Origin of the sequence: Halomonas sp. DP4Y7-1 (genome assembly GCF_019800705.1) — a bacterium.
Taxonomy (GTDB): Bacteria; Pseudomonadota; Gammaproteobacteria; order Pseudomonadales; family Halomonadaceae; genus Halomonas; species Halomonas litopenaei_A.
Genome location: NZ_JAHVKS010000007.1, coordinates 55,018 through 80,572, shown reverse-complemented (window position 1 = coordinate 80,572; position 25,555 = coordinate 55,018). Strand labels below are relative to the sequence as shown.

At 64.0% G+C, this 25,555-nt stretch carries 21 protein-coding genes; 9 read left to right on the top strand and 12 right to left on the bottom strand.

What is annotated here, in order from left to right; genetic code table 11:
• Positions 1 to 17: 17 nt before the first annotated feature.
• Positions 18 to 764 (bottom strand): sulfite exporter TauE/SafE family protein, encoded by a 747-nt coding sequence (locus tag KUV72_RS13940; RefSeq protein WP_222238813.1) that lies wholly within the window; start codon positions 762 to 764, stop codon positions 18 to 20.
• 152 nt (positions 765 to 916) lie between these two features.
• Here KUV72_RS13940 and KUV72_RS13935 point away from each other — a divergent pair, with 152 nt between their 5' ends.
• A complete protein-coding gene (locus tag KUV72_RS13935; protein WP_222238812.1) occupies positions 917 to 1,342 on the top strand; it encodes an HIT family protein in 426 nt (141 codons plus the stop codon).
• 7 nt (positions 1,343 to 1,349) lie between these two features.
• On the opposite strand, the gene KUV72_RS13930 is transcribed toward KUV72_RS13935, so the two are convergent.
• Genes KUV72_RS13930 through KUV72_RS13915 form a run of 4 tightly spaced genes read right to left on the bottom strand, consistent with a single transcriptional unit; the run spans position 1,350 to position 4,106 of the window.
• On the bottom strand, positions 1,350 to 2,432 hold the full coding sequence (locus KUV72_RS13930; RefSeq protein ID WP_222238811.1) for a nickel/cobalt transporter: 1,083 nt from the start codon (positions 2,430 to 2,432) through the stop codon (positions 1,350 to 1,352).
• Positions 2,426 to 3,160: a DUF1007 family protein gene (locus tag KUV72_RS13925; protein ID WP_261317506.1), complete on the bottom strand. Its 735-nt coding sequence runs from the start codon at positions 3,158 to 3,160 to the stop codon at positions 2,426 to 2,428. The genes KUV72_RS13930 and KUV72_RS13925 overlap by 7 nt, the downstream gene beginning before the upstream one ends.
• Positions 3,160 to 3,516: a hypothetical protein gene (locus KUV72_RS13920; protein WP_222238810.1), complete on the bottom strand. Its 357-nt coding sequence runs from the start codon at positions 3,514 to 3,516 to the stop codon at positions 3,160 to 3,162. Before KUV72_RS13920 ends, KUV72_RS13925 begins: the two co-directional genes overlap by 1 nt.
• Positions 3,513 to 4,106, bottom strand: coding sequence for a hypothetical protein (locus KUV72_RS13915; protein ID WP_206940654.1), 594 nt, complete (start codon positions 4,104 to 4,106; stop codon positions 3,513 to 3,515). Before KUV72_RS13915 ends, KUV72_RS13920 begins: the two co-directional genes overlap by 4 nt.
• A gap of 180 nt (positions 4,107 to 4,286) precedes the next feature.
• On the opposite strand from KUV72_RS13915, the gene KUV72_RS13910 reads away from it, so the two are divergent.
• Together KUV72_RS13910 and KUV72_RS13905 are read left to right on the top strand one after the other, a co-directional pair.
• Positions 4,287 to 5,426 (top strand): glycerate kinase, encoded by a 1,140-nt coding sequence (locus KUV72_RS13910; protein WP_222238809.1) that lies wholly within the window; start codon positions 4,287 to 4,289, stop codon positions 5,424 to 5,426.
• A 208-nt stretch (positions 5,427 to 5,634) separates the two neighbouring features.
• The gene (locus KUV72_RS13905) at positions 5,635 to 6,108 is read left to right on the top strand and encodes a Dps family protein (protein WP_222163943.1); all 474 of its coding nucleotides are present in this window, start codon (positions 5,635 to 5,637) and stop codon (positions 6,106 to 6,108) included.
• Between the two features lie 167 nt (positions 6,109 to 6,275).
• Here the strand turns inward: KUV72_RS13905 and rmuC are convergent, their stop codons facing one another.
• From rmuC to KUV72_RS13890, 3 genes are read right to left on the bottom strand one after another with little or no spacing between them, the layout of a single operon-like run.
• The gene (gene rmuC, locus KUV72_RS13900) at positions 6,276 to 7,715 is read right to left on the bottom strand and encodes a DNA recombination protein RmuC (protein ID WP_261317505.1); all 1,440 of its coding nucleotides are present in this window, start codon (positions 7,713 to 7,715) and stop codon (positions 6,276 to 6,278) included.
• Position 7,716: 1 nt separating this feature from the next.
• Positions 7,717 to 9,183, bottom strand: a complete 1,467-nt coding sequence (locus tag KUV72_RS13895; RefSeq protein WP_222238808.1) for an aminoacyl-histidine dipeptidase — start codon at positions 9,181 to 9,183, stop codon at positions 7,717 to 7,719.
• Positions 9,184 to 9,218: 35 nt separating this feature from the next.
• Positions 9,219 to 11,555 carry a tRNA(Met) cytidine acetyltransferase TmcA gene (locus KUV72_RS13890; RefSeq protein ID WP_222238807.1) on the bottom strand — a complete coding sequence of 779 codons (2,337 nt, stop codon included), beginning with the start codon at positions 11,553 to 11,555 and terminating at the stop codon, positions 9,219 to 9,221.
• A 358-nt stretch (positions 11,556 to 11,913) separates the two neighbouring features.
• On the opposite strand from KUV72_RS13890, the gene dctP reads away from it, so the two are divergent.
• The 4 genes from dctP to KUV72_RS13870 all read left to right on the top strand — a co-directional run bounded on the left by dctP (position 11,914) and on the right by KUV72_RS13870 (position 16,096).
• A complete protein-coding gene (gene dctP / locus KUV72_RS13885; protein WP_206940665.1) occupies positions 11,914 to 13,020 on the top strand; it encodes a TRAP transporter substrate-binding protein DctP in 1,107 nt (368 codons plus the stop codon).
• A gap of 77 nt (positions 13,021 to 13,097) precedes the next feature.
• Positions 13,098 to 13,610, top strand: coding sequence for a TRAP transporter small permease subunit (locus tag KUV72_RS13880; RefSeq protein ID WP_206940667.1), 513 nt, complete (start codon positions 13,098 to 13,100; stop codon positions 13,608 to 13,610).
• Positions 13,607 to 14,932, top strand: a complete 1,326-nt coding sequence (locus KUV72_RS13875; RefSeq protein WP_206940669.1) for a TRAP transporter large permease subunit — start codon at positions 13,607 to 13,609, stop codon at positions 14,930 to 14,932. Before KUV72_RS13880 ends, KUV72_RS13875 begins: the two co-directional genes overlap by 4 nt.
• A 219-nt stretch (positions 14,933 to 15,151) precedes the next feature.
• Positions 15,152 to 16,096 carry an alpha/beta fold hydrolase gene (locus tag KUV72_RS13870; protein ID WP_222238806.1) on the top strand — a complete coding sequence of 315 codons (945 nt, stop codon included), beginning with the start codon at positions 15,152 to 15,154 and terminating at the stop codon, positions 16,094 to 16,096.
• A 28-nt stretch (positions 16,097 to 16,124) separates the two neighbouring features.
• Here KUV72_RS13870 and KUV72_RS13865 read toward each other — a convergent pair whose 3' ends face one another.
• The 3 genes from KUV72_RS13865 to KUV72_RS13855 all read right to left on the bottom strand — a co-directional run bounded on the left by KUV72_RS13865 (position 16,125) and on the right by KUV72_RS13855 (position 21,045).
• Positions 16,125 to 19,172, bottom strand: a complete 3,048-nt coding sequence (locus tag KUV72_RS13865; protein WP_222238805.1) for an efflux RND transporter permease subunit — start codon at positions 19,170 to 19,172, stop codon at positions 16,125 to 16,127.
• A 3-nt stretch (positions 19,173 to 19,175) separates the two neighbouring features.
• Complete coding sequence (locus KUV72_RS13860; RefSeq protein ID WP_222238804.1) at positions 19,176 to 20,324, bottom strand: efflux RND transporter periplasmic adaptor subunit; 1,149 nt, start codon at positions 20,322 to 20,324, stop codon at positions 19,176 to 19,178.
• Positions 20,325 to 20,442: 118 nt separating this feature from the next.
• Entirely contained in the window at positions 20,443 to 21,045 is a 603-nt protein-coding gene (locus tag KUV72_RS13855) for a TetR/AcrR family transcriptional regulator (RefSeq protein ID WP_222163937.1), read from the bottom strand.
• A gap of 218 nt (positions 21,046 to 21,263) precedes the next feature.
• On the opposite strand from KUV72_RS13855, the gene KUV72_RS13850 reads away from it, so the two are divergent.
• On the top strand, positions 21,264 to 22,919 hold the full coding sequence (locus KUV72_RS13850) for an ABC transporter permease (RefSeq protein ID WP_222164041.1): 1,656 nt from the start codon (positions 21,264 to 21,266) through the stop codon (positions 22,917 to 22,919).
• A gap of 51 nt (positions 22,920 to 22,970) precedes the next feature.
• Here the strand turns inward: KUV72_RS13850 and KUV72_RS13845 are convergent, their stop codons facing one another.
• On the bottom strand, positions 22,971 to 24,086 hold the full coding sequence (locus KUV72_RS13845; protein WP_206940681.1) for an ABC transporter ATP-binding protein: 1,116 nt from the start codon (positions 24,084 to 24,086) through the stop codon (positions 22,971 to 22,973).
• Between the two features lie 447 nt (positions 24,087 to 24,533).
• Between KUV72_RS13845 and KUV72_RS13840 the strand changes: the two genes are divergently transcribed.
• The gene (locus tag KUV72_RS13840; protein WP_222238803.1) at positions 24,534 to 25,553 is read left to right on the top strand and encodes a Fe(3+) ABC transporter substrate-binding protein; all 1,020 of its coding nucleotides are present in this window, start codon (positions 24,534 to 24,536) and stop codon (positions 25,551 to 25,553) included.
• The last annotated feature ends 2 nt before the right edge of the window (positions 25,554 to 25,555 follow it).

The window sequence follows — 25,555 nt, the reverse complement described above, 5'->3', positions numbered from 1 at the left end:
GAGGGTCTGCACAGCACTCAGTAGAGGGCCAGGCGCAAAATGATCACGGCAATCACCGCCACCGTCAGCCATTTGACCACCATGGCGCCCCGGGAACTCATGTTGACCTTCACCGCCAGCCAGGCACCGGTCATGCTGCCGGCGGCCAGCACCAGGCCGTAGCTCCAGCGCACCTGGTCATGCCACAGAAAGATGCCCAGGGCAGGCAGGGTGTAGACAAGGATGATCAGCACCTTGAAGGCATTGACCTGGCCAAGATCGATCTTGAGCATGCGATACAGCACGATCATGAACAGAATCCCGACCCCGACCTGCAGGAAGCCGCCGTAGATACCGATCACGAACATCGCCAGATAGATGCCAGGGGTCAGCCGTTCCACCGTCAGGGGCCGAGTGTCGATCTTCGGTTGTGGCAGCAGCATGATCACTGCCGCGGCGACCATCACCACCATCAGGATCGTCTCGAACAACGCATCGCTGACCTGAAGCGCCAGCCACACGCCCAGCATCGAGCCCAGTACAGCAGGCACCGACAGGCGCAGGCTGAGCCCGATATGACGGGCTCCTGCACGAAAGAAGTTGGCCACCGCTGACACGCTCTGCAGCGTGATCGACACCCGATTGGTGCCGTTGGCCACCTGAGGGGGAAGCCCGAGAAACATCAACAGCGGTAGCGTCAGCATCGAACCGCCCGCCGCCAGCACATTGATAAAACCTGCCACGATACCTGCCGTCAGCAGGGCCGCTCCCTCGACCAGGGTCATCGTCTTTCCTCTCTCGCTTGTCTCGAATAGGGGGTGTATCGAACTGGGGGTGTATCGAGCAGGGGCGACGTCGAACAGGAACTTCGTCGAATAGATGCCCCTGTCGTGGCCGCCTGATGTACCCTGCCTGAAACGCCATTCAGGAGCCCGCCATGAGCGATTTCGTCATCGACCCACGCCTTGTCGCCGACACCTATCCCGTCACCGAACTGCCGTTGTGTCAGCTGCGCCTGATGGATGATGCCCGCTACCCCTGGCTGGTACTGATTCCCAGGCGGGCCAACGTCACCGAGGTGTTCGACCTGTCGGAAGCCGACCAGCAGCAGCTGTGGCGAGAAGCCACTCGCCTGGGCCAGGCGCTGAAGACCCACGCAGGGGGTGACAAGCTCAATATTGCCAGCCTCGGCAACATGGTGGCGCAGCTGCACGTGCATGTGATCGTGCGGCGAGAAGGCGACACGGCCTGGCCAGGGCCGGTGTGGGGCCACAGCCAGGCCATCGCCTACGACAAGGACAGCTTGGCCGCCACCAAGGACCGTGTGCTGGCGCTGGCCGGCGGGCTGTCCTTGCGCGCCTGAAGGGCTGTCACACGCCGAGGCCACTACTGCGACTACCTGGCGCCATCAGTGGCAAGCCAGGATCCGATGCGCCAACCTGCAGCATCAGCAGAACGCCCAGTCCGATGATCAGCACGCCACCGGTCAGTGCTACCATGGCGGCCAGGCGTGCCACGGCACGACTTCGCGTGGCGGATGTCCGCGCCACGCGAGCGGACACCCAGTCCCGCGCCAGCACGCTGGCGATGCCCAGGGTGGAGACCGTCATGGCGGTACCCAGCGACATTGCCAGCACCGCTGCCACCCCCATCCATGGCTGGCCCAGCAGGCTGGTCACGCCCATCAACAGCACGGCCCCCGAACATGGCCTGGCACCGATCGCCAGCACGGCCAGCCAGGCCTCGCGACCACTGCCATCCGGCGATACATGGTGATGACCGCCACAACACTCGTGATGATCATGGTGCGAACCATGAGCATGATGCCCGTGGGACGGATGTTCGTGGTGGTGCGCCTCGTGATGGTGCGGCTCATGATGGTGCGGCTCGTGCTGGTGTGCCCCATGGTGCTCAGACCCAGCAGACTGCTGCGCTGGGCGCGACAGCGACACCAGCCGCCTCAGCGCGCGTCCGCTCAGCCACAGCCCCAGCAGTGCGACCAGGGCGAAGCTCAACCGCTCGACCCACACCACACTGCCCAGTGCCTCGCGGGTCAGCCAGCCCAGCCCCTGCACCAGCGCCAGTATCAGCAGGATGGCGACCGCTCCCTGCATCAGCGCGGCTCCCACCGACAGAGCCAGGGCGCGACGCCAGGCGCCTCCCTGGGAGACCAGGTAGGCGCTGATCACGGCCTTGCCATGCCCTGGTCCTGCCGCGTGGAAAACGCCGTAAAACAGGCTCAGGCCTATCAAGGTGGCCCAGGCGGCAGCGGACGGCGTCTGGTCGATCAGTGTGACCGCCTGAGTCAAGCGACGATGCAGGTCGGCCTGCATGGCGAGCACCCAGTGGCCGAGCGTATCCAGCGCGCCGGTCACCGCCAGCAACAGCAGGACGCCCGCGACGGCGCCCACCGCGAGAGACACCTGAACCCAAGGTTGTTGAAGCTTCAGCACGACACACGCCCCGTCTCGGCAAAGAAGCGTCCTAACCCTTCCGGCGCGCTGTCGTCGACATCCAGCTGGGCGGCCGCCATCACCTTGTCCGGATCGGGTTCGGCAATGATGACCGATGCCTGACAGCCGTCGGGCGCTGTCAGCGCTTGGTCCAACGGACCATCCGCATCGGCCTCGTGGACCACCTCCACGTAGTAGGAGGGGTCATATACCCGGTACTCGAGGGTGCTGCCGGCAAGTTCCCTGGGTTCGGCCAGGGGCAGGCGAAAGTGCAGCACGATACGCTCATCGCGCTCCATCACGGTGGCATCGCTGACGCCCTGAAAAACCACTTTTTCGCCGTCGATCTCGGCTTCGGTGAAAAAGTCCCGGGGAGCCAGACTGGTCAGCATGTCCCCTCCCAGGCGGTCGAGGGCCGCATCACGCCCTTCCTCGTCGGCATCGATCTCTTCCAGCAGCACCAGACTGTAGAACGGATCAAGACGCCAGATCTGGCGTAATGCCGCCACCCGGCCTTCGCTATCGGTCTCGAGCTGGACCGACAGATCGACCCAGCTATGGGGGTGTGACAGCGCTACCTGGCTTGCCCAGGGCCCCACCAGGACAAGCACGAGACTGGCCATCGTCATCAAGCGGCGAACGCGTGGCGACAGCGAATGGCGATCGCCACAGGTGGCACGGCGCCTGGGCGAGACAGCCGCGGCCAGGACGGGTTGTAGTGCGTACATCAACGGGCAAGTCTTCCCTGTAGTTGAACAAACAGCGGTTCTACGACGTCAGCGGGCAGCGTGCGGCCGCCACGAAATCCCTGCAGGCTGACACTGGCCTGGGTGTCTCCAACGTCCTCGACCCGCACCTCGAGACGATAGCCAGGCGGCCGCGCCAAGGAGGCATCGATGCGTCCAAGTGCACCATCTGCCTGGGTGATGACGTAGCCTTGCTCCATCAACAGGGCGAGCGCCTCGTCCAGGGTCTGCTCTGCGCTCACGGCCACCTGCATCTGCCGCGGCGCTTCCGTAGTGACCGATGGGCCGGCACAGCCGCTGAGCAACAGCAGCACGAGCACTCCCCAGCAACGGCTCATTCGATGCCTCCCGAGACGCCCGCCTGGGATGCCAGCTGCTGGCGAATCGAGGTGCAGAACGAGGCATCGCTGGCGGTACGCGACTCCCGTAGCTGGCCGGTCCAGTCAAACAGACGAATGTCCCGCGTCAGCTGAACCTGCTGGTCGGTCAGTGCCACGGACACGCGCTCCACTCGGGTGGCATCATCGCTGCCGCCCCAGCCCCAGGAACCGAACCCTACGCCAACTCCGGCGCCGACATGCCCACCGCTACCCCCCAGCACGAAGCCACCAAGGCGTGGCCTGACCGCATCGGCATTATGGTAGGTCGTGCGCTCGGTCTTCTCGGCACTGACCACCCCCAGCGCGGTATCGGTATCGCGCACAAGAAAGTCACGGCCTTCGAGCACGGCCACCACATCCGCAAGACTCACTGCCCCGTCGACGACGGGCCACTGGCAGGCTTGCGACGGGGCTGGCTCCGCCACTGGCATCTGCTGAGGCGTGGTCTGACAGGCGCTGAGCCACGGCAACAGACACAACGCCGCCACGCCTGAGCATTTCGCCCAATCGGGGCGGCTTGAAGGACGCCATTTTTTGGACACTTGCATCAGGACCTCCTGCCGATGACGTGAAATACTTCCGAGAGTCTACGCTGTCCCGAGTCAGGGGCAAACGCTGGTCCAGCAGGACATTCCGGCCAGGGGGCTGTCCATGTCGTCCCCCCTATCACCAGTTCATGTCACCAGCTCATGTCACCCGCTCATTTCTTCGAACCGGAGAGGCCACCCATGAATGTGTTGATCTGCCCCGACAGCTACAAGGATGCGCTGAGCGCCACCGATGCTGCCCGCGCCATCGCCGAGGGCGCGCGCCGCGCCGACCCCACCCTGACCGTGGATGAATGTCCGATGGCAGACGGGGGAGAAGGCAGCCTTGAGGCCCTGCTCAGCGCCACCGGCGCCGAGCGCCGTACCGCCACCGTGCAGGATGCTCTGGGCAGACCAGGCGAGGCTGCCTGGGGATGGCATGCCGCCAGCCAGACGGCCTATATCGAACTGGCAGAGGCCAGCGGACTGCAGCCATTGGGCCCCGAAGAGCGCACGGCGCTTCACAGCACCACCCACGGCGTCGGGGAGCTGGTCCTGGCGGCCCTCGACGCCGGCGCCCAGCGCATGCTGATCACTCTGGGCGGGAGTGCCACCAATGATGGCGGAGCCGGCATGCTGGCAGCGCTGGGGGCACGGCTGCTGGATGCCGATGATCAGCCGATTTCCCCCACTGGCGCCGGCCTCGAGCACTTGTCCAGGGTCGACCTTTCCGGGTTAGACCGGCGCCTCGACTCGGTCGTGGTCGAGGCTGCCGTGGATGTGGACAATCCGCTGCTGGGCGAGCGTGGCGCCAGTGCCATCTTTGGCCCTCAGAAGGGCGCCTCCCCGGAGGACGTCGAGCGCCTGGATGCCGCGCTATCACGCTGGGCCGACAAGGCCGCGGAGCAGCTGGGCCAGGATTGGAGAGATGCGCCAGGCACCGGCGCCGCTGGTGGCATGGGCTTCGCGGTAAAGGCCTTCCTCGGGGGGCAGCTGCGCCCGGGTATCGAGATGATCATGGAGCAGGCCGGGATGGAGCAGCGGCTGGCCAATGCCGACCTGGTGATCACCGGCGAGGGCCAGCTCGATGGCCAGAGCCTGTCGGGCAAGACGCCGATAGGTATTTCCCGTGCGGCACGGGCCAGAGGCGTACCGGTCATCGTGCTGGCAGGACGCATGGCACCCGGCTGGCAGGCCGCCCTGGACGAGGGCGTCAGCGCCGCCTTTGCACTGGCAGATGGGCCCATGGACCTCGATGAAGCCTTGGCTCGCTGTGCCGAACTGCTGTCCGATCGCACGGAAAATCTGCTGCGTGCCATGCTCGCTACGTCAGCCCGCTAAGGTCTGTCGACAAGCGCTCTTGCTGGGGCTGGTGGAACACGCCGCCTTGGACACGCCCCTTGAAAATGCATGGGTTCATCACTATGTCATTAGGAGCGGTCATCAATGGGCCCTATCGCGGCGATGGAGGTAATTGGTTTCACTCCCGCCCACCGGTATCGATATCCTGTCGGGATATACAGGACCACAGCGATCAAGGAGGTATTGCATGAGCGACACCAACGCCATCGGCCTGCACCAAGGCAGCGCCAGCGACCTGGCTAACAAGCTCAACGAACTGCTGGCCAACTACCAGATCTTCTACATGAACGTGCGTGGCTATCACTGGAACGTGAAGGGCCCCAACTTCTTTGAGCTGCACGAAAAATTCGAGGAGTTCTACACCGACCTGCTGGTCAAGGTAGATGAGGTCGCAGAACGCATCCTTACGCTGGGGCACAAGCCCGTCCACGCTTACAGTGACTACACCACCCTGTCGCGGATCGGCGAAGACAAGGACGTGCACGACGGTGAGGCCTGCGTGCGCGGCGTGCTCCAAGGATATCAGCAGCTGATCGAACTACAGCGCGAAATCCTGTCGGTGGCCTCGGATGCCGACGATGAGGGCACCGCCTCTCAGGTCGGGGACTACATCCGTGAGCAGGAGAAGACCGTGTGGATGCTGGGCGCCTACCTGGGCTGACCACACCGCCACACCGGCCTGAATGATCTCGCCCCGCGCGCCAGCCACTGGCGCGCGGGGCGTTTTGCTTCCAACCACCCGACCGTCACCACCGCGCTGCCTGCGCGAGTCCTCTGACGTCGGAGCGGGTTCCCGGGCGACGTTCAAGGCGGATTCCGGGGCAGCCGTCAGGACGACCTGCCGTGGCCTTCATGGCTGCCGGCCTCATCAGTGCCGGTCAGCGTGCTGGAAGCCTCCGCCGCACGCTTCAACTCCTGAGGCAGCGGCTTTTTCATGCGCGCGCCAAGACGCTCGAGCTCCACGGCCTGGGCCACCAGGCTCCCCTGCCCGCGAGACAGCCGGTTCATCGCTTGCTGATGGCTGCTACTGGCCCGTTCCAGGTGCTTGCCCACATCGTCGAGACTCTCGACGAAGCCAGAGAACTTGCCCAGCAGACGCTCCGCCCGGGACACGATGATGCGCGCGTTCTCATTCTGGCGCTCCATGCTCCACAGTCCCGCCACGGTGCGGAGACTGGCCAGCAAGGTGGTCGGCGTGACCACCACCACCTGGCGATCGAAGGCTTCCTGAAACAGCGAGGGGTCCCGCTCAAACGCCGCGGCGAAGGCCGGTTCCACCGGCACGAACAGAAACACGAAATCCGGTGAATGCAGCCCCGGCAACGCCGGGTAATCCTTGGCGGCGAGCCCACGTATGTGGCTACGCAGGGAGGTCAGGTGAGCACTCATGGCCGCTTCTCGCTCTGCCTCATCGTCAGCATTGACCACCCTCGTCCAGGCGGTCAGCGAGACCTTGGCATCGATGATCAGGTGGCGATCCTCGGGGAGATAGATGATGGCGTCGGGCCTCTGGCGCCCCTGTTCACCATTCATCGAGACCTCTCGCCGGTACTCGATGTCGCGCCTCAAGCCGCTGCGTTCCAGCACCGTTTCGAGCATCAGCTCGCCCCAGCCACCCTGGGCCTTCTGATCACCCTTGAGCGCCCGGGCCAGGCCAGCGGCTTCTTCTCCCAGTCGCGCGTTCAAGCTGGCCAGTTGCTCGATCTGGGACTTCAGCGACACCGCCTCACGACTGTGCTGTCCCGTCAGTTCCTCGACCCGTCGCCGGAACTGATCGACCTGCTCACGGAAAGGCTTGAGCAATGACTCCATGCCTTCTCGACTCTGCGCCTGATACGCTTGCTGGCGCTCCTCGAAGACCTGGCCGGCCAGCTGGTGGAACTCCTGCTTGAGGTTGTCCCGCGCCTGCTCCACCAGCGCCATCTGCTCACGGTGGCGTGCTGTCATCTGCTCGCGTTCGGTTTCCAGCCGGGCATTGTGCTCGCGCACCTCGGCCATATGCTCACGCAGGCTGTCCCGTTCGCGCCGCAGGGTCTCCAGTTGCTCTCGACTGGCATCCAGCTGGGCATCGCTGATCGCCAGCTCCTGCTCCAGCTGACGAGAGGCCTGCTGACGCTCTTCCAGACGCTGTGTCAGCTGCTCCAGCGCTTGATCCTGGCGGCGGCGATGCTGGCGACCACGCCAGACCAGCCACAGCGCCACCAGGGCCAACAGCGAGACGCCGGCAAAGGCCGGCGTCATCGGGGTCGTAAGCAACGCCTCTTTCATCTCAGTCAGGGGTCCTTGCCAGGTCACTGATCACGGCCTTCAGCAGGTCATAGAATGCTTCCACCGTGGAGATCTCGACACGCTCATCGGGGGAGTGAGCACCACGAATCAGCGGGCCGAAGGAAATCATCTCCAGGTGTGGATACTTGCCACCGAGAATACCGCACTCGAGCCCGGCGTGGATGACCTTGATCTCCGGCGCCACACCCAACTGCTGCCGATGCAGCGTGCAGAAGCGCTCGAGCACGCTGCTGTCAGGCTGTGGCGTCCAGCCAGGATAGCCGTTCTCAATGCGGGTCCGAGCCCCGATCAGCTCAAACAGGGCGCTGAACCGTTCGGCCAGGTCGGCGGTGGCACTGTCACGCAGCGAGCGCACCAACGCACACAGGTGAAAGCGGCCTTCTTCCAGGCGGATCACGCCAAGATTGTTGGAGGTCTCGACCACGCCCGGAACATCGACGCTCATGCGCTCGACGCCGCAGGGGGCAGCATGCAAGGCCGCCACCAGCAGCCGGCTGGCGTGACAGGTCAGCGCCTCCTGACGAGGCTCTGGGCAGGGCTCCAGGGTCAGGCGCAGGCCCTCATCCACGCCGCTCAGCTCCTGACGCAGCTCCTCCTCCAGCTGGGTGACACGACCGCGCACGTGCTCGACCTCGTCCCGGGGCACCATGATCACCGCCTGTGCCTCCCGCGGGATGGCATTGCGCAGGGTGCCGCCCTGGTATTCCACCAGGCGCACTTCTCCGCCATCAAGGGCGCGCAGCACCCGCACCAGCAGCCGGTTGGCGTTGCCCAGCCCCTTGTCGATGTCGATCCCGGAATGCCCACCCCGCAGGCCTTTGAGGCTGAGCGTCAGCGCCTGCTCGTCCTCGCTGGTCGACTCCATCGGTAGCTGGGCCTCGACCACCACATCAGCACCGCCGGCACAGCCAATGTAGACCTGACCGGGCTCCTCGGAATCCAGATTGAGCAGTATGCTGCCGGTCAGCCAGTCCTTGGCCAGGTTGAGAGCGCCCCCCATGGAGGTCTCTTCTTCCAGGGTAAAGATGGCCTCAAGGGGTCCGTGGACCAGCTCCGGCTCCTCGAGAATGGCCAGCGCAGCGGCAACGCCCAGTCCATTATCGGCGCCCAGGGTAGTGCGATCGGCCTTGAGCCAGCCCTCTTCGACCCGGGTCACGATGGGGTCACGAGTGAAGTCGTGGGGCATGTCGGCATTGGCCTGGGCCACCATGTCGAGATGGCCCTGGAGAATGACGCCGGGGGCCTGTTCGTGGCCTGGGCTTGCGGCCTTGGACAGGCGCAGGTTGCCGTAGGCATCACGGTCGTGAGCGACCCCTTGCTGCTCGGCCCAGGCCTCGATAGCGGCCACCAGGGCGGCTTCATGGCCCGACGGGCGCGGTGTGTTGCACAAGGTACGGAAGTGGCGCCAGACAATGGCAGGCGCGAGGGTGTCGAGATGTTGGTTCATGCAGGTGATGCCCAGGTTTTGCAGATGCAGGCACTCTACCCCTGCTCCGCCGGCTTGGAAAGGTGACCGATCACGTCCAGGCCATGTCCCACTGCGTCCCGAAGCCATTGTTTGACCTGTGCCTTGCCGCTGAGCGAAAGCGCCGCGGCCAGGGAACTTTCCGAGCGGCCTTGAAACGCCCAGGCCGCGAGCCACGCCAGGTCGCCATTCCCCCCCTGATCGCCATTCCCCCCCTGATCGCCACAGGTGATGGCCTGGTGAGACAGCCGGGCCAGGGCAACGACCAGGGCCTGGATCGCCGGTCGCGACAAGGCGGGTTCACGCAGGCCCCGCGCCAGATCCGTCAGCTCTCCCAGGTCATGATCATCCGGCGGCGCCAGCGTGGAATGGGCCAATAACGCCATCACCACCTGCGGCGGCAGCAGCGGCAGCTCGAACGCCAGAAGCCCTGGGAGCTGTCGCTGGAAGCGCTGGGTCAGGCGCTCAAGGATCCGCTGCCCGTCATCTGTCAGGCTCCGGGCCAGCATGACCGCGTGCTCGCCGGTGGCCGCTTCCCGGGTCAGGCCGAGGCGCACCGGACGATAGTCCCGGCTGTACCAGAAGCTCAGCAACTCGGGATCTGCACCGAAGCTGGTCCCAAGCAGCATGCAGCCATCTAGCGACGCTTGATCGGCGACATCATCGAGCAGGCGCGCCCCGCATCCGCAACGTCGCCAGTCAGGATGCACGGCAATTCTGGACACCCGGCGCAACGACCCGGTCAAGGCACCTCGCTCGCCGGCGTGTGCGGCCAGGGACTGGGCCATCAGGTGTCCCCGTGGACGCCGCTGCCCCAGCAGCACCTGCTCTGCCAGGTCGTCGTCAAAGCGGCCTTCATCGATGGTCACGCAGACCGCCACCGGATGGGCCGGCGGGCCCAGCACCCACAGGCGGGTGTCAGGACCATCCAGCAGCGCCCGCAGGTCACTGGGGGTAGTGCGATAATGGGCCTGCACCAGCAGCCCGAACATCCCGCGCAGGGCATCCTCATCTTGCGCCAGGTCCGCCCGATCGAGGACTGACGACGGCAGCGCCGCGACCTTGGACGCCAGGTCGCCAGCAGCCACCGGTACGTCGGGCATCTCCGCGTCCAGACACAGCAGAGCCGATATCGCCGCTTCCAGGGGATCACCGGCCGCCCAGCGTATCGGCGCGGTCAGCTCCATGGCCTGCCACTGCGGTGTGATAGCGTCAAGCTGACGTCTGAAGCGCAGCGCAAAGCCTCGACCAGAGCCTTCATAGCCGTGCACGGTGGTAGCGAAGGCGACACGCGGAAATGCCTTCAGCCACTGACCCAGCAGCGCTGCCGGAATCGCCGCAGCCTCATCCACCAGCAGGACGCTGCCAGCGCCTCCGGCTTCGCCCGTGGTCACGGCATCGCAAAGCCCATCTGGGGCCATGAAGCGCAGCCGCCCGGCAGCCAGGCAGTAGTCATTGCCGTCACGCACGCCCTCCGGCAACAGCGCCGCCAGACGGGCGAACACCGCCTCCACGGATGACACCCTGGGGGCGGTCAGCAGGATCTCGACCGGCGAATCGGCGGAGGCGTGCTCCAGCATTCGTGCGCAGGCGATGCCCAGCGCCGCGGACTTGCCGCGACCACGGTCTGCGGTGATCACCAGCGGACGGCGGCGCTTGAGGCGAGACAACCGGCGCACCGCCTCGGCCTGGTCCACGGTGAGGCAGTCAGCATCCGGGGACGGTGACACCGTTTCGGATTGAGTCGGCGATAAGGACGCCGGAGCCCGAGCTGAAGCGAGGTCTGAAGCCTGGGCCGGGGCCCCATCTAAAGAGCGTGCTGGCGACAGGCCGGCATCGCCATGCCAGTGCATGACGCCATCCAGCTCGCCCAGCAAGCGGTGCAGGCGCCTAAGATAGTGACTGGTCAGCGACGCCGGCGCCCAGGGATGAGCGGCGATACGGCGGTAGTCCCGATCAGGCTGACGGCCGCCGTCGTCTGGCATCAGCAGCAACAGCAGACCGCCGGCGACCAGGGTGCCGGACAGCGCGCCCAGCGCATCGGGGTCGAGCCCCGAGGCGGGTGACAGGGCATCGACGATCAGCAGATCGTGTTCATGCCCCAGGCGCATCCTGGCCTTGCCGAGCGCCACCATCTCCACCTCGTCCCGTGCGGGTTCTGCCACGACCTCGAGGTCCATGCCCGCCCACAGCGGCGCCTCCCAGCCCCCTTGTGCGAGACACTCCAGGGCTCGACGACGGACCTGTTCCGGCGACCCCGTCATCCACACCATCCCGCGCTGACGCTGCTGGGCCAGACGCGCACGATAGTCGCGTAGGCGCTCGAGATCGGCATGGGTGACGAGGCTATGCATGGCGGCTCCAGGATAAATCAACTTTGGTCTAATGAAAGCACCGATTAAACGCTCGTGCGATCTATGGCGGTGCAGCATAGATCCGCTTCTAACTTATTCATTTTCTTGAATTGTCGATACTTTTTATCGCTTCAAGAGCTGTGCATATGCCAAAAAAGCGTGGTGATTCATCGACATGTGTCGCATCGAACAACGCTTGTGGACCGTGCTAGCTTGATGAAGCCGAGGCGACAGCGAGGGTCCCCCCGCTGTTCGGCCACTACTCCCAGGCACCGCCACCATGGATGCCAAACGCCAACCTGGAGAGGCAGCGACCGCCTCCTTTGCAGAATCACAACAACCCACGGGGAGCACCTGCATGAAGCACACCACCACATTCACGCTTACCGGCCTGGTGGCTGGTATCGCCCTGGCCACCATGTCCAGCTCGGCGATGGCCCAGGAAAAGTGGACCATGACCACCACCTGGCCAGAGAACCTCGACCTGATCGCCATCGACAAGCATTGGGCTGAGCTGGTCAACCAGCTGGCCGGTGACGAAGTCCAGATCGAGTTCTACGCCGGCGGCACCCTGATGCCTGGCACCGAAGTCTTCGATGCCACCGAAACCGGCAGCATCCAGGCCGCCGGCGACTGGCCTGGCTACTGGGCCGGTCGCAGCCCGGCATTTTCGCCGCTGGCAACGACCACCAGCCTGTTCAACGGCGTCGACTACCTGAACTGGATTACCCAATGGGGGGGCTTCGAGCTCTACCAGGAGATCTACGGCCAGTACAACATGGTCTACCTGCCCTACGGTATCACCAACAATGAATCGGGTTTCCGTGGTGGCACGCCGATCGAGTCCATCGCCGATATCGAAGGCAAGCGCCTGCGCCTGTCCGGTCGCGACCAAGGCCGCGTCCTCGAGCAACTCGGCGGCTCTCAGGTCACTCTGGCTGGCGGTGAAATCTATCAGGCCATCGAACGTGGCGTGGTGGATGGCGCCGAATTCTCCACCCCTGGGGTGGACTACAAGGCCGGCTTCTCAGAGGTGGCTGACTACTGGATGACCCCTGGCTGGCACCAGTCCGCCAGTGTGTTCGGCGTCATGATCAACAAGGATGCCTGGGACGCACTGTCCGAGGAAACTCAGGCCAAGCTGAAGATCGCCTCTGAAGCCACCATGGCCTGGTCACTGGCCTGGTCCGAGAAGCAGTCGACAGAAGGCACCGCCAAGTTCATCGAGGATGGCACCACCATCAACCAGCTGTCCGAAGAGGATCTGGCCAAGATCCAGGACATCACCAACGAGGTGATCGTGCAGGGTGCCTGCGAGGACCCGATGCATGCCAAGGTCTATCAGTCGATGATCAGCTACCTGCAGGACTACGCCCAGTGGCGTGACGTCTCAGTGCCCTTCAACATGAGCCGCGTCACCGACAACATCCCGTCGCTCGACGACATCGAAGCCTGCATGAACTAGGCAACACGCTTGCCTTCACCGGCCGGCGGCCTTGATCAGGCCGCCGGTCATCGTTGGATATCGACGAGACTTCCACCATGAACGCCATTGCCAAGGCCATTGACTGCTTGAACGAGTGGTTCGGCCGTTTGATCGCTCCGCTGATCGCGATCATCACCCTCGTGGTGGTCTACGACATCGCGATGCGCTTCTTTTTCGGACGCCCCAGTGACTGGGCCTTCGACATCACCACCATGCTGTTCGGTACCCACTTCATGCTGATGGCCGCCTATGGGCTGCGTCATCACGCCCACGTGGAGGTGGATATCGTCAAGCAGCTGTTGTCCCGCCGTGGCCGGGCGCTGATCGACCTGCTGGGTTACCTGCTGTTCTTTACCCCCTTCATCATCATGTTCATCACTTATAGCTGGCGCTTCTTCGAACGCTCATGGAGCCGCGCTGAATCCACCTACGGCATCGTCTCCATTCCGGTGTACCCGGTGAAGGCCGTGTTGGTCATCGCCGGTGTCCTGATCCTGCTGCAGGCCGTCGCCATCGTCATCCGCGCTATCACGGAGCTGACTACCCACGACAGGGAGGAGGCCCGATGAGTGCCGAACTTCTTACCATCTTCATGTTCTCCGGACTGATGCTGGGGCTCTTCATGGGCCACCCGCTGGCCTTCGTGCTGGGTGGCATGGCGGTGCTGGGTGCCTGGTTGGGCCCCGGCCCACAGGTGCTGGGCATCATCATCAACAACATCTACGGGCGCGCCATGGACAACTATGTTCTGGTGGCGATCCCGCTGTTTATTCTGATGGCACGCTTTCTCAACGACTCCGGCGTCACCGAGAAGATGTTCGAGAGCATGCGACTGTTGCTCGGACGTGTGCGCGGCGGCCTGGCGCTGACGGTGGTCATCGTCTCGGTACTGCTGGCGGCCACTACCGGCATCGTCGGTGCCTCCATCGCCGTCATGGGACTGATCGCTCTCGCGCCGATGCTCAAGTACGGCTACCACAAGGGGCTGTCCGCCGGGGTGATCATGGCAAGCGGCTGTCTCGGCATTCTGATCCCGCCGAGCATCATGCTGATCCTGATGGCCAGCTACTCTCCCGTGTCGGTCGGCGCACTGTTTGCCGGCGCCCTGGTGCCTGGCCTGCTGCTGGGGGGCATGTATGCGCTGTATGTGCTCATCGTCTGCCTGATCAAACCTGACTTCGGTCCCCCGGTAGGTGTCGAGGAACGCGCCGAAACCAGTACCGGCGAGCTGATCGTACGCTTGTGCAAGTATGTGCTGCCGCCCATGAGCCTGATCCTTGGCGTGCTGGGAGCCCTGTTCACCGGTATTGCCACGGCCACGGAAGCCTCTGCCATTGGCGTGACGCTGGCGTTCTGCCTGTTCTTGATCTTCGGCGACCGCAAGCTGTCGACCTGCTATACCACCTTCATCGAGGCCGGCAAGACGACGACCATGGTGATGTTCGTGCTGGTCGGCGCCACCGCCTTCACCGGAGTGTTCTCGATTGGCGGGGGCATGGATGTGATCAGCGAGCTGGTTCTGGCCATGCCGGGCGGCACCACGGGTGCGCTGATCCTGATGTTCCTGCTGGTATTCGTCCTGGGGATGTTCCTCGACTGGACCGGCATCGTACTGTTGAGCTTCCCGATCATGCTCCCCATCGTGGAGACCATGGGTGTCGACATGCTGTGGTTCGTGGTCATGGTCGCCGTGGTGCTGCAGACCTCCTTCCTGACCCCGCCCTTCGGCTACGCGCTGTTCTACCTCAAGGGCGTGGCCCCGCCCGAGGTCGAGACGCTGGATCTGTACAAGGCGGTCATTCCCTTCTGCGCGCTGATCCTGCTGGCCTGCGTGCTGATGTCGTACTTCCCCTGGCTGGTCACCGGCCTGCCCTCCAAGCTGCTCGGATAAGTACACGCAAGATCACCGCGACGGTACGAGTGAGCCTCCGCTTCGGCGGGGGCTTTTTTACTTTGCAGCGACGAGATTTCCAGTACCGAGAGAGCATACTCTTCGGCTTTTCACCCTCCCGCGCTACCGTTTTGGTAAAGCCTCGACCTAGTTCCTGCGCCGTATTACTTATCGAGAGATCCCGACCTCTCGATCCACCTACCGTGCAGGGCCCAACCGATGGCCAATGTCTCTCGCTTTACCCTACCTGCCGCCGACGCCTATCCGCTCGGCGCCAGCCTCTTCGAACCCGACCAGGACCCGCGAGGAGTGGTGATCATCCATCCCGCCTCCGCTGTCTCCCAGCGTCTCTATCAGGGGTTTGCCAATGCCCTGTGTGAACGAGGGCTGACAGTGATCTGCTATGACTACCGCGGGATAGGCCGGTCGCGACCGGAACACCTCGACCAGCTACAGGTGAGCATGCAGGATTGGGCAGAACTGGACGCCGACAGCGTGACGCGCTGGGCGCACCAGCGCTGGCCGACGCTCCCGATGCTGGCGGTGGGACACAGCTTTGGCGGGCATGCCATTGGCTTGGGCGAGGCCAGTCGACTGCTGAGCGCCGCGGTGCTGATCGCCTGCAACGCCAGTTGCCTGCGCTTCATCACGTCACCGTGGCTTCGCCTGCGGGCCTATGTGCTGCTTAAGATCCTGTTTCCTTTGCTGTCCCGCGTCGCCGGCTATGTCCCCTGTCGGCGCTTGGGGGTCAGTGAAGACGTCCCCTGCGGCGTTGCCCGCCAGTGCAGCCACTGGATCAGTCTGCCGCGCTATTTCTTCGATGATCCTGAGCTTGCCGCGGAGGCCCGTTTCGCCAGGCTGACCATACCGCTGCTGGTGGTCGGTTTCGATGACGACCCCTACGCCAGCCGCGACAGCATTGACCTGCTGGCGTCCTATTTCACCCAGGCCCCGGTGACGCGTCTGCAGCTCACTCCTGAGACGCTGGGCAGTGGCGCACTGGGACACCTGGACGGCTTCCGCCGACGCCACCGGGAGACCTTGTGGCCTCTGCTGACGGGGTGGCTGGAGCAGCACTTGGCGTCCGCTGACCCGCAGGCACAGAGCACGCAGGACGCCTCTGCCGTCACACCGAATCGCGAACTCTATGCCCCCGGCGGCTGACGTCGCCGGGAGCTATCACGGCCCACTCTCAGCTCGCGCGAATGCGCATCAGCGTGCAGTACACCACCGGCACCATCACCAGCGTCAGCAGCGTCGCCACCCCCAGGCCGAACACGATCACCACGGCCATGGAGGCAAAGAACGCATCGGTGAACAGGGGCAACATGCCCAACATGGTAGTGATCGCCGCCATGGTGACCGGGCGTACACGACTGACAGCGGCCTGGACCACCGCATCATGGGCATCGTCCTGGATCTTGCGCTGGACGTTGATCTCTTCCATGAGGACGATGGCATTTTTCAGCACCATGCCGATCAGGCTCAGGGTGCCGAGCAGCGCCATGAAGGTGAAGGGTGCTCCCAACAGGGCCAGGCCCCCAATGATGCCGATCATCATCAATGGCACGATGGACCAGATGGCCAGCGACTGTCGTAGGCGCCCGAACAGCAGCACCGTGATGATGAACATGCCAAGCAAGCCCATCGGCAGCGACGACAGCAGCGCCTGCTGAGCTTCGCTGGCGGTCTCGTACTCACCGCCCCACTCGATGGCGTAGCCTGGCGGCAGCTCGATGGCCTCCACCTGGGGCCGCAGCCGTCCCAGCACGCTGGCAGCGGTCTCACCGGAGAGCGGCATGGGCTCTGCGTAGACGGCCAACATCCGCCGCCTGTCGCGGCGCTTGATCAAGGGGTCCCGCAGCTCGGTACGCAGCTCACCCAGCACGTTGCCCGCACTCAGGTAGCGCCCTTGCTCTTCACTCCAGACGTTGATGGCGCCCAGGTTATCGATGTCGTGACGCTGCCCCTCCTGGGAGCGCATCACGATCGGGATCAGCTCACTGCCTTCCCGATAGACGCCGACCTGCTCGCCATCGTTGTTGAGACGGAAGGCCTGCTGCAGACCATCGCGGGTCACCCCCACCCGGCGTGCCTGCTCATCCAGGAACTCGGGGACAATGACGCTCTCGCGGTTGCTCCATGACAGGCGAATGCTGTCCGCCATGGGTTCATCCTGAAAGATGCCGCGCACCTGAGCCCCCAGTTCACGCAGGGTCTCGGGGTCATCACCGTAGATACGCGCCTCGATGCTGGCCTTGGCCGATGGGCCTACCTGCAGCGCCTGCACCTTGTACTGAACCCGCGGGAAGTCTTGTCGCAGCGTCTCGATCACGTCGCGCATGCGCGCCTCTCGGCTGTCGCGATCACGAGTCTCGACGATCAACTGGCCAAAGCTCGCGTAGCGGTCTTCCGGGGCATAGGTCAGGGTAAAGCGCTGGGCGCCGCCACCGATCACACTGGTCACCTGGGTCACGCCCTCCATCTCGAGGACCTTCTGCTCCAGCCGCTCGACGGTGCGCTCGGTATCGAGAATATCGGTCCCTTCCGGCAGCCACACGTCGGCAAAGAACAGCGGGGTGGTGGCATCCGGGAAAAAGGCGTTCTTGACCTGACCGGATACCGACAGAGCGCCGGCCAGCAGGGCGACCGCCAGCAACAGCGTCAGGTAGCGAAACCGTATACCCAGGACAAGCATGCGCCGGAAGACCCGAAACAAAAGCCCGCGGTAGGGGTCCACGTCGTCACTCTGGTCATCGCCCGCGACGCGATCCTTGAAGAACAGATCAAAGAAGAACGGTGTCAGGGTCAGGGCGGTGATCCAACTGAGAAACAGCGAATAGCACAGCACCCAGAACAGCGACCCGACGAACTCACCGGTGGCATCAGGAGACAGCCCTATCGGAGCAAAGGCGGTGATGGCGATCACCGTGGCCCCCAGCAAGGGCAGCCGGTTCTGTCCAACCACTTCGAGCGCCGCCTGGCGCTTGGTCTTGCCTCTGGCCATGCCGATCAGCATGCCTTCGGTGACAACGATAGCGTTGTCCACCAGCATGCCCAGGGCGATGATCAAGGCGCCCAGCGATATCTTCTGCAGCTGAATCCCATGGATCGACATCATGATGAAGGTGCCGAGAATGGTCAGCAGCAGAATCAAGCCCATCAGCAGTCCGCTGCGCACGCCCATGAACAGCAGCAGTACCAGGATGACGATGCCAACGGCTTCCGCCAGGTTGATCAAAAACCCGTTGACCGCGTCTTCCACGACGTGGGGCTGGTGATACACGGTCTCCAGCTCCATCCCTAGCGGCATGCGCTGGGACAGCTCAGCGAGTCGGGCCTCTACCCGCTCGCCGACCTCCACCACATTGACCCCGGAGGCGAAGGAAATCCCGATGGACAGCGCCGGCTGGCCGCCCGCGTGATACAACAACTGGGGCGTGTCGCTGAGCTCACGCGACACCTCGGCGATATCCCCCAGCCGAATCAGGCCGTTACCCGGCCGCCCTACCACCAGCTGCTCAAGCGCTTCGACGCTGTCGAACTCGCCGGTCGGCTGCAGCGACAGGGACAGGCCATCCAGCTTGATGTGACCGGAATCGCCGACCACGTTCTGCGCATTGAGCAGGTCGCTGAGCTGTTGCGGCGAAATTCCCAGCGCCTTCATGCGGTCACGATCGAGAGACACTACCACCTGCTCCTGCACCGTGCCGGCGATGGCCACCTTCTTGACCCCCTCGACCAGGCGCAGTTCGCGTTGCAGCAGGTCGGCATGATCTTCCAGGTCCTGCTGACCGTAGTCCGGCCCCGTCAAGGTCAGCAGCAAGCCGAAAACGTCACCGAAGTCATCATTGACGATCGACGTGCCCGCTCCAGGAGGCAGCTGAACCTGGGCATCATTGATCTTGCGGCGCAGCAGGTCCCAGTACTGATCCAGCTCGTTCTCGCGCACCGTGTTCTCCAGCTCCACGGTGATCTGCGACAGCCCGTCGGCATTGACCGAGCTGACACGCTTGAGGTCAGGCATCTGCTGGATGGCCTTCTCCAGACGCAGCGTGACTTCTTCTTCGACCTGCTCAGGCGTCGCGCCAGGGTACTGGGTCGAAATGATGGCGTTACGAATGGTGAATTCGGGGAACTCGAGCTGGCCCAGGCCGAAGAAGGAGACGACGCCGCCGATGGCCAGCAGCAGGGTGATCATCCAGCTGATCACCTTCTGGCGCAGGAAAAAATCGACCATTGATCAGAGCCCCTCTTCCTTGATCCACGGGCGCACCTGTCGCCCTTCCTGCATCCGCTCTGCACCGGCAGCCACCAGCCGATCACCGGCCTCAAGCTCGCCTTCGATCAACATCCCGCGGGTGGTAATCGGCCCCGGCGTCACCGGCACGGCCTCGACCTTGCCGGGGCCTTCAGCGGCGGCGGGATCATCCGGCACAAAGCGCCATACCACTGGCTGCTCAGGGGCTGACTCGCGAGTGGTCACCGCGGCCACCGGCACGCGCCAGGGGTCTCGGCTGTCACCGGTGAGCGCACTCATGTCGAGCAGCACGGTCGCACTCATGCCTGACAGCACGGTGATGTCATCCGGCTCAGGCAGGGTCAGGGTCACCTCATAGCTCAGTGAGCCCTGGCTCACGCTGCTGTCGTGCTCCTTGTAGCGGGCCGGGTACCGCTGCTGCTGATTTTCGGCGAAGGTGACCCACACCACGGCCTCATCACCGTCCTGCACCGCCTGAGCACGCTCGTCGTTGATCCGGCGCACCTGCTGTTCCGGCAGCTGAAAGGTGACATCGATGGAACCTGGCTGCTGCAGCTCGGCGATGGTCTGCTGGGCGGTGACCACTTGGTAGTTATCGACAGGCACCGAGGCAATCACACCGCTGAACGGCGCCGTCAGCTCGGTGTAGCTGACCTGGTCCTGTGCTTGCTTGAGCTGGGCCTGGGCCGAGAGGTATTCGGCCCTGGCCTCGTCGAAGCGTGAGCGGCTGATGGCGCCGCGCTCCAGCGAGATACGCATGCGCTCGTAGGTCGCCTCCGCCAGGCTGTAACTGGAGCGAGCGCTGGCCAGTTGACTCTCGGCGTCGCGGTCATCCAGCCGAGCGATCAAGTCGCCGGCTTCGACCTCATCGCCTGGCTGTACGGCAAGCTCGCGCAGCTCTCCGCCAACGCGAAAGGAGAGCTCCGAACGCTCAGACGCCTGAACCTGACCGGGATAGCGCATCAGCATGCCTTGGCGCTTGGCATCCAGCGCTACCAGCTTCACCGGATGCACCTGTTGCTGCGTCAGTGGCGGCTGGTCGGCCTCACAGCCGGCTATCACAATGACGGCAAGCAGCGTGGCAACAAGGCTTCGTCGACGAAGAATCAGGCGCTGGCGGAAAGGGATCATGGGGGCTCCAATGCATCCAAGGGTCTTGGGTCAGGGGCTACAGGGGGTCAGTCTTCAGTTTTGCTTCAATGTCTTGCGCCAGGCTCTTGGTTCAGGCTGTTGCGCCAACAGGACGTATTCAACGACAGCCTTGCGTAGCCGCCTCCGGACTGGCGGCTATCGCATCCCAGGCCATGGCAAAGGCCAGCTCGATATTGGCGTCACTGGGGTCGAAGGGGTGGCACTGCTGGCCGTGCACCAGCTGATAGATCGGCAAAAACAGAAAGCAGTGCACCAGGGCGCGACCGGCGGGCTTGAGCACACCGCTGCGCTGGCCCTGGTCCACCACGTCAAGCAGCGGCGACAGTCGGCGGTCGTTGCGCTCACGCAGTGCCTCGGTCATCCATACCGAGTGACTAAAGGCATCGTGAAAGCGAAACAGCCGCGGCTGCTCCAGCGCCAAGCCGAACAACGCCCGCCAGATCGCCTTGAGCCCTGCACGCAAGTCGACTTCGTCATCGAAGGCTTCCAGCGCGGTATCGATCAAGCGATCACACACGTGCACAAAGGTCGCTTCGAGCAGCGCAGTCTTGTCGGTGAAGTGGATGTAGACCGTCGCCGGCGAGACCTTGGCGCGACGCGCAATACGCGCGACCGAGGCGACCTGAAAGCCGTGCTCTGTCACTTCGACCAGAGTGGCTTCGAGCAGTCCCACTCGCTTGCTGTCATCACGGGGTCGCACGATGCAAAAGCCTCCTGTCAGATGCCTTTTAAAATAAATGAATACTCATTCACTTTCAAAGCCATCCTGTGGCTGCCTGGCAGGAATACCTGAGCGATACCGCGCCCCTGCCCCTTTCCACTGACTGCAGCATCCGCGACGGGCTGGTATCATCTTGCGTCCCGCCCGACCTGCGGTGTCCGACCAGGAGTATCCCCTTGTCCAGCAGTTCTTCCTCAATGGCCAACGCTCCATCACGACGGCTATCTCGCTGGGGCTGGCTCACTCTGGGTGTTGCCGCCGTGGTCGCCTTGCCGGTGCTGGTCATTCTTGGCCACATTCTTGTGCCTGCTGGCGATATCTGGCGCCACCTTGCCGACACTGTGCTGAGTCGCTACCTGGTCAACACCCTGCTGCTGGTCCTGAGCGTCGGCCTTGGCACGCTGGCGATCGGTACCGGCTGCGCCTGGCTGGTGGTCATGTGCCGCTTCCCGGGCAAGCGCCTGTTCGAGTGGGCCATGCTGCTGCCACTGGCGGTGCCTACCTATGTCATCGCCTATGCCTATACGGACTTTCTGCAGTACGCAGGCCCACTGCAGAGCCTGCTGCGGGAGACCTTCGAGTGGTCGCGCGGTGACTACTGGTTCCCCGACATTCGCTCCCTGCCTGGGGCGGCCACCCTGATCACCCTGGTGCTCTACCCCTACGTCTACATGCTGGCGCGAGCCGCCTTTCTGGAGCAGTCGGTGTGCATGCTGGATGTGGGACGAACGCTGGGTCGCACGCCCTGGCAGATGTTCACCCAGGTAGCGATGCCGTTGGCGCGTCCGGCTCTGGTGGGCGGGGTATCGCTGGCGCTGATGGAGACCCTCAATGAGTTTGGCGCCGTGCAGTACTTCGGGGTCGATACCTTCACCACGGGCATCTACCGCACCTGGTTCGGCCTGGGCGAGCAGGTCGCCGCCGCCCAGCTGGCCGCCTGCCTGCTGGCCTTCGTCATCCTGTTCGTGCTGCTCGAGCGCTGGTCACGGGGCAAGCGCCGCTTTCATCACACCTCGCACCGCTATCAGCAGCTGCCGGAGTATCGACTTAGCGGTGCCCGTGCCTGGGGGGCGACACTGGCTTGCGCCGTGCCGGTGACCGTGGGCTTCGTGCTGCCCTGCCTGTTGCTGGGCAGCATGGCCCTGAAGGCTGGCGACAGCGTGCTGGGAGGCGCCTTTCTGGAGTACGCCGGCAACAGCCTGCTGCTGGCCATCAGCGCCTCGCTGGTGGCGGTGGGTCTGGCGGTCATCCTGAGCTACGGCGCCAGACTGGAAGCCAGCGCGGTGACCCGCACGGCAACGCGAATTGCCTCCCTTGGCTACGCCATCCCGGGGTCCGTCGTGGCCGTCGGCATCCTGATTCCCTTTGCCTGGGTCGACGACCATGTCAATCAGCTCTACAAGGCCGCCACCGGGGAGGTGATCGGGCTCATTCTCAGCGGCACCGCCTTCATCCTTATCTACGCCTACGTAGTGCGCTTCCTGGCGGTGTCCTTCAACGCGGTGGAAGCCAGCCTGGGCAAGGTCACACCGTCGATGGATGCCGCTGCACGCACCCTGGGGGAGACCGCTACCGGCACGCTGCGCAAGGTGCACACGCCGATCATGCGAGGCAGTCTGCTGGCCGCCGGCATCCTGGTCTTTGTGGATGTCATGAAGGAATTGCCGGCCACGATCATTTTGCGTCCGTTCAACTTCGACACCCTGGCGGTCAGGGCCCACAACCTGGCCGCCGACGAGCGGCTCGCCGAGGCGTCCACGTCCTCGCTGGCGATCGTGGCGGTGGGAATCATTCCGGTGGTTCTGCTGAGTCTGGCCATGCGCCGCTCGCGCCCTGGCCACAGAGGCGCCTGATCAGACTGAGCGTCAGCCGGGCCAGCTCATGTCAGCTGATATCAGCGGATATCACACCATGTCGGCCGGATAGACAAAGGCCTGGGCCGGATCGAGACTGACCTGAACGGCCTGGCCTTCGCGGGGAAGAAAGACGCCGGGTACGCGGGCGTGCATGTGGGCTTCCTGGCCATCACTGCCATGCACGCAGAGGTGCAACAGGCTGCTGCGTCCCAGTAGGCGTGCCATCAGCACGTGGCTGTGATGTTCGTGCGCCTTGGGACTGTCGATCTCCACCACCCGCAGCGCTTCCGGTCGCACCAGCACCTGCGCACGCGAACCCTCGGCCAGGTCACTTGCCACCGGTCCCACGGCCGTGCGCACATAGCCCCGCTGCACCGTCCCTTCGAGACGATTGACGTCCCCAAAGAAGGTCACCACGAAGGGCGTCGCGGGCGCACAGTAGAGCTCTTCCGGGGTGCCTGCCTGCACCACCCTGCCTTCTCGCATCAAGACGATACGATCGGCCATGAACATGGCCTCTTCCGGGTCATGGGTCACCAGCAGGGTGCCAGCGCCCAGCTGCTTCAGCACGTGCAGGGTATCGTCCCGAATCCGGTCCCGCAGTCGTGCGTCGAGGCTGGAAAAGGGCTCATCAAGCAACATCAACTTGGGCGAAGGCGCCAGGGCTCGGGCCAGGGCCACGCGCTGCTGCTGACCTCCCGACAGGGTATGAGGAAATGCCTCGGCATAACCGTCCATGCCAAGCTGGGCAAGCAGTTCCAGCGCCCGCTGTCGGCGCTTGGCTGACGGCAGTCCCTTAAGCCCGAAACTGACGTTGTCGAGCACGCTAAGGTGAGGAAACAGCGCCGACTCCTGAAATGCCAGGCCGACGCTGCGCTTTTCGGGGGGGACATGGGCCAGCCCGGGGGCCGCAAGGCGCTCCCCATCGAACACCAGCTCCCCGCTTTGCAGCGCCTCAAGCCCCGCCACAATGCGCAGCAAGGTCGTCTTGCCACAGCCGGAGGGCCCGAGCAGGCACACCACTTCCCCTGGCGCTATCGAAAAGGACACATCACGCACCGCCAGCGCATCAGCGTAGCGATGCTGGACCTTGTGCATGGTCATCAACGGTGTCTGTTCGAGTGCTAGCTGCTCGGCAGCAGCGGAGGCAGAGTGTGGGGGCATGACGGTCATCGCACCTGAAGAGCCGAAAACAAGAGTGGCGGGTGTCAGGCCCTGCGGCCTCGGGACGCCCACCAGCGCCGCTGGGCAGGCCATGGTAACGCGAATCCTTCCAACACGCCTTCCCCCTTTTTCCATTACCAGACGCCGGCCAGCTCCCCCTCAGCAGACCGGCCAGTTCCCTTCACCAGACGCTGGCAAGCGCCGGTGCGTGCCCCGCACCGCCTGTCACACCCCTGGCAGGCGCAATCCTCGTCGAGGTTACTGCCCCTATTGAGGTAACTGCCCCTATGGTAGCGGGCTTACCTCGAATGAGCCGTGCCGACTATGCCGAGTGAAGCCACCGCCATCGCTCCGTGGAGGCACAATGATTGACGCCGCCGGTAACAAGCCGTTCAATATCATCGCAGAATGACACGTATTATCATTCCCCACTACAAGAGGTCTCCGATGTCAAACGCCACTCGCCTCGCCGCCGCCATTGCCCTGGCAAGCGCTTCCGGCCTTGCCTACGCCGACGGCAGCGTCAACGTGTACTCCGCTCGTCACTATGACTCAGACCAGGCCATGTACGATGCCTTTACCGAGGAGACCGGCATCGAGGTCAATGTGCTGCAGGGCGATTCCGATCAGTTGATTCAGCGCATCAAGCGCGAAGGCGAAGCCAGCCCGGCAGACATCATGATGACCGTGGACGCTGGCCGTCTGTGGCGTGCCGAGGAAGAAGGCATCTTCGCGGCGGTGGACTCCGAGGTGCTCAATGATCGCCTGCCCGCCAGCATGCGCCACCCTGAAGGTGACTGGTTCGGCTTCAGCCAGCGTGTGCGTGCGATCTTCTACAACCCGGAGACTATCGATCCTGAACAGGTCGACACCTACGAGAAGCTTGCCGACCCGAGCCTCAAGGGCAAGATCTGCATTCGCTCGTCCAACAACATCTACAACCAGTCACTGCTGGCATCGATGATCGAGCACCACGGCGAGGAAGGGGCTGAGGAGTGGGCCCAGGGCGTCGTCGATAACATGGCGCGGGACCCGGAAGGCGGTGATCGTGACCAGATCAAGGGCGTGGCCAGCGGTGAGTGCGATGTGGCCGTCGCCAACCACTACTACTACGTGCGCCTGCTGACGTCCGACAACGACGACGAGCGCGAAGCTGCCGAGAGCGTCCAGATCCTGTTCCCCAATCAGGATGACCGTGGTGCCCACGTCAACGTCGGCGGCGCTGGCCTGGTCAAGGGTGCGCCGAACCACGATAACGCGGTGGCCTTCCTTGAGTTCCTGGCATCCGACAAGGCCCAGGAGCTGTTTGCGGTGGGCAATCACGAGTTCCCGGTGGTGGAAGGCGTCGCCCTCGATGAGGTGCTGTCTTCCTGGGGCGAGTTCAAGAAGGACGACGTCAACGTCAGCGTGCTGGGTGAAAACAACCCGGAAGCGATCAAGATCTTCGACCGCGTTGGCTGGCGTTGATC

What these genes read in the sequence shown, in the direction of transcription:
- KUV72_RS13890 (WP_222238807.1), bottom strand. Translation starts at nt 11,555, where the DNA reads ATGCATAGCCTCGTCACCCATGCCGATCTCGAGCGCCTACGCGACTAT.
- KUV72_RS13880 (WP_206940667.1), top strand. Translation starts at nt 13,098, where the DNA reads ATGAACGCCATTGCCAAGGCCATTGACTGCTTGAACGAGTGGTTCGGC.
- KUV72_RS13905 (WP_222163943.1), top strand. Translation starts at nt 5,635, where the DNA reads ATGAGCGACACCAACGCCATCGGCCTGCACCAAGGCAGCGCCAGCGAC.
- KUV72_RS13925 (WP_261317506.1), bottom strand. Translation starts at nt 3,160, where the DNA reads ATGTACGCACTACAACCCGTCCTGGCCGCGGCTGTCTCGCCCAGGCGC.
- KUV72_RS13875 (WP_206940669.1), top strand. Translation starts at nt 13,607, where the DNA reads ATGAGTGCCGAACTTCTTACCATCTTCATGTTCTCCGGACTGATGCTG.
- KUV72_RS13845 (WP_206940681.1), bottom strand. Translation starts at nt 24,086, where the DNA reads ATGCCCCCACACTCTGCCTCCGCTGCTGCCGAGCAGCTAGCACTCGAA.
- KUV72_RS13850 (WP_222164041.1), top strand. Translation starts at nt 21,264, where the DNA reads ATGGCCAACGCTCCATCACGACGGCTATCTCGCTGGGGCTGGCTCACT.
- KUV72_RS13940 (WP_222238813.1), bottom strand. Translation starts at nt 764, where the DNA reads ATGACCCTGGTCGAGGGAGCGGCCCTGCTGACGGCAGGTATCGTGGCA.
- KUV72_RS13920 (WP_222238810.1), bottom strand. Translation starts at nt 3,516, where the DNA reads ATGAGCCGTTGCTGGGGAGTGCTCGTGCTGCTGTTGCTCAGCGGCTGT.
- KUV72_RS13935 (WP_222238812.1), top strand. Translation starts at nt 917, where the DNA reads ATGAGCGATTTCGTCATCGACCCACGCCTTGTCGCCGACACCTATCCC.
- KUV72_RS13895 (WP_222238808.1), bottom strand. Translation starts at nt 9,183, where the DNA reads ATGAACCAACATCTCGACACCCTCGCGCCTGCCATTGTCTGGCGCCAC.
- rmuC (WP_261317505.1), bottom strand. Translation starts at nt 7,715, where the DNA reads ATGAAAGAGGCGTTGCTTACGACCCCGATGACGCCGGCCTTTGCCGGC.
- KUV72_RS13860 (WP_222238804.1), bottom strand. Translation starts at nt 20,324, where the DNA reads ATGATCCCTTTCCGCCAGCGCCTGATTCTTCGTCGACGAAGCCTTGTT.
- KUV72_RS13870 (WP_222238806.1), top strand. Translation starts at nt 15,152, where the DNA reads ATGGCCAATGTCTCTCGCTTTACCCTACCTGCCGCCGACGCCTATCCG.
- KUV72_RS13910 (WP_222238809.1), top strand. Translation starts at nt 4,287, where the DNA reads ATGAATGTGTTGATCTGCCCCGACAGCTACAAGGATGCGCTGAGCGCC.
- KUV72_RS13915 (WP_206940654.1), bottom strand. Translation starts at nt 4,106, where the DNA reads ATGCAAGTGTCCAAAAAATGGCGTCCTTCAAGCCGCCCCGATTGGGCG.
- KUV72_RS13865 (WP_222238805.1), bottom strand. Translation starts at nt 19,172, where the DNA reads ATGGTCGATTTTTTCCTGCGCCAGAAGGTGATCAGCTGGATGATCACC.
- KUV72_RS13840 (WP_222238803.1), top strand. Translation starts at nt 24,534, where the DNA reads ATGTCAAACGCCACTCGCCTCGCCGCCGCCATTGCCCTGGCAAGCGCT.
- dctP (WP_206940665.1), top strand. Translation starts at nt 11,914, where the DNA reads ATGAAGCACACCACCACATTCACGCTTACCGGCCTGGTGGCTGGTATC.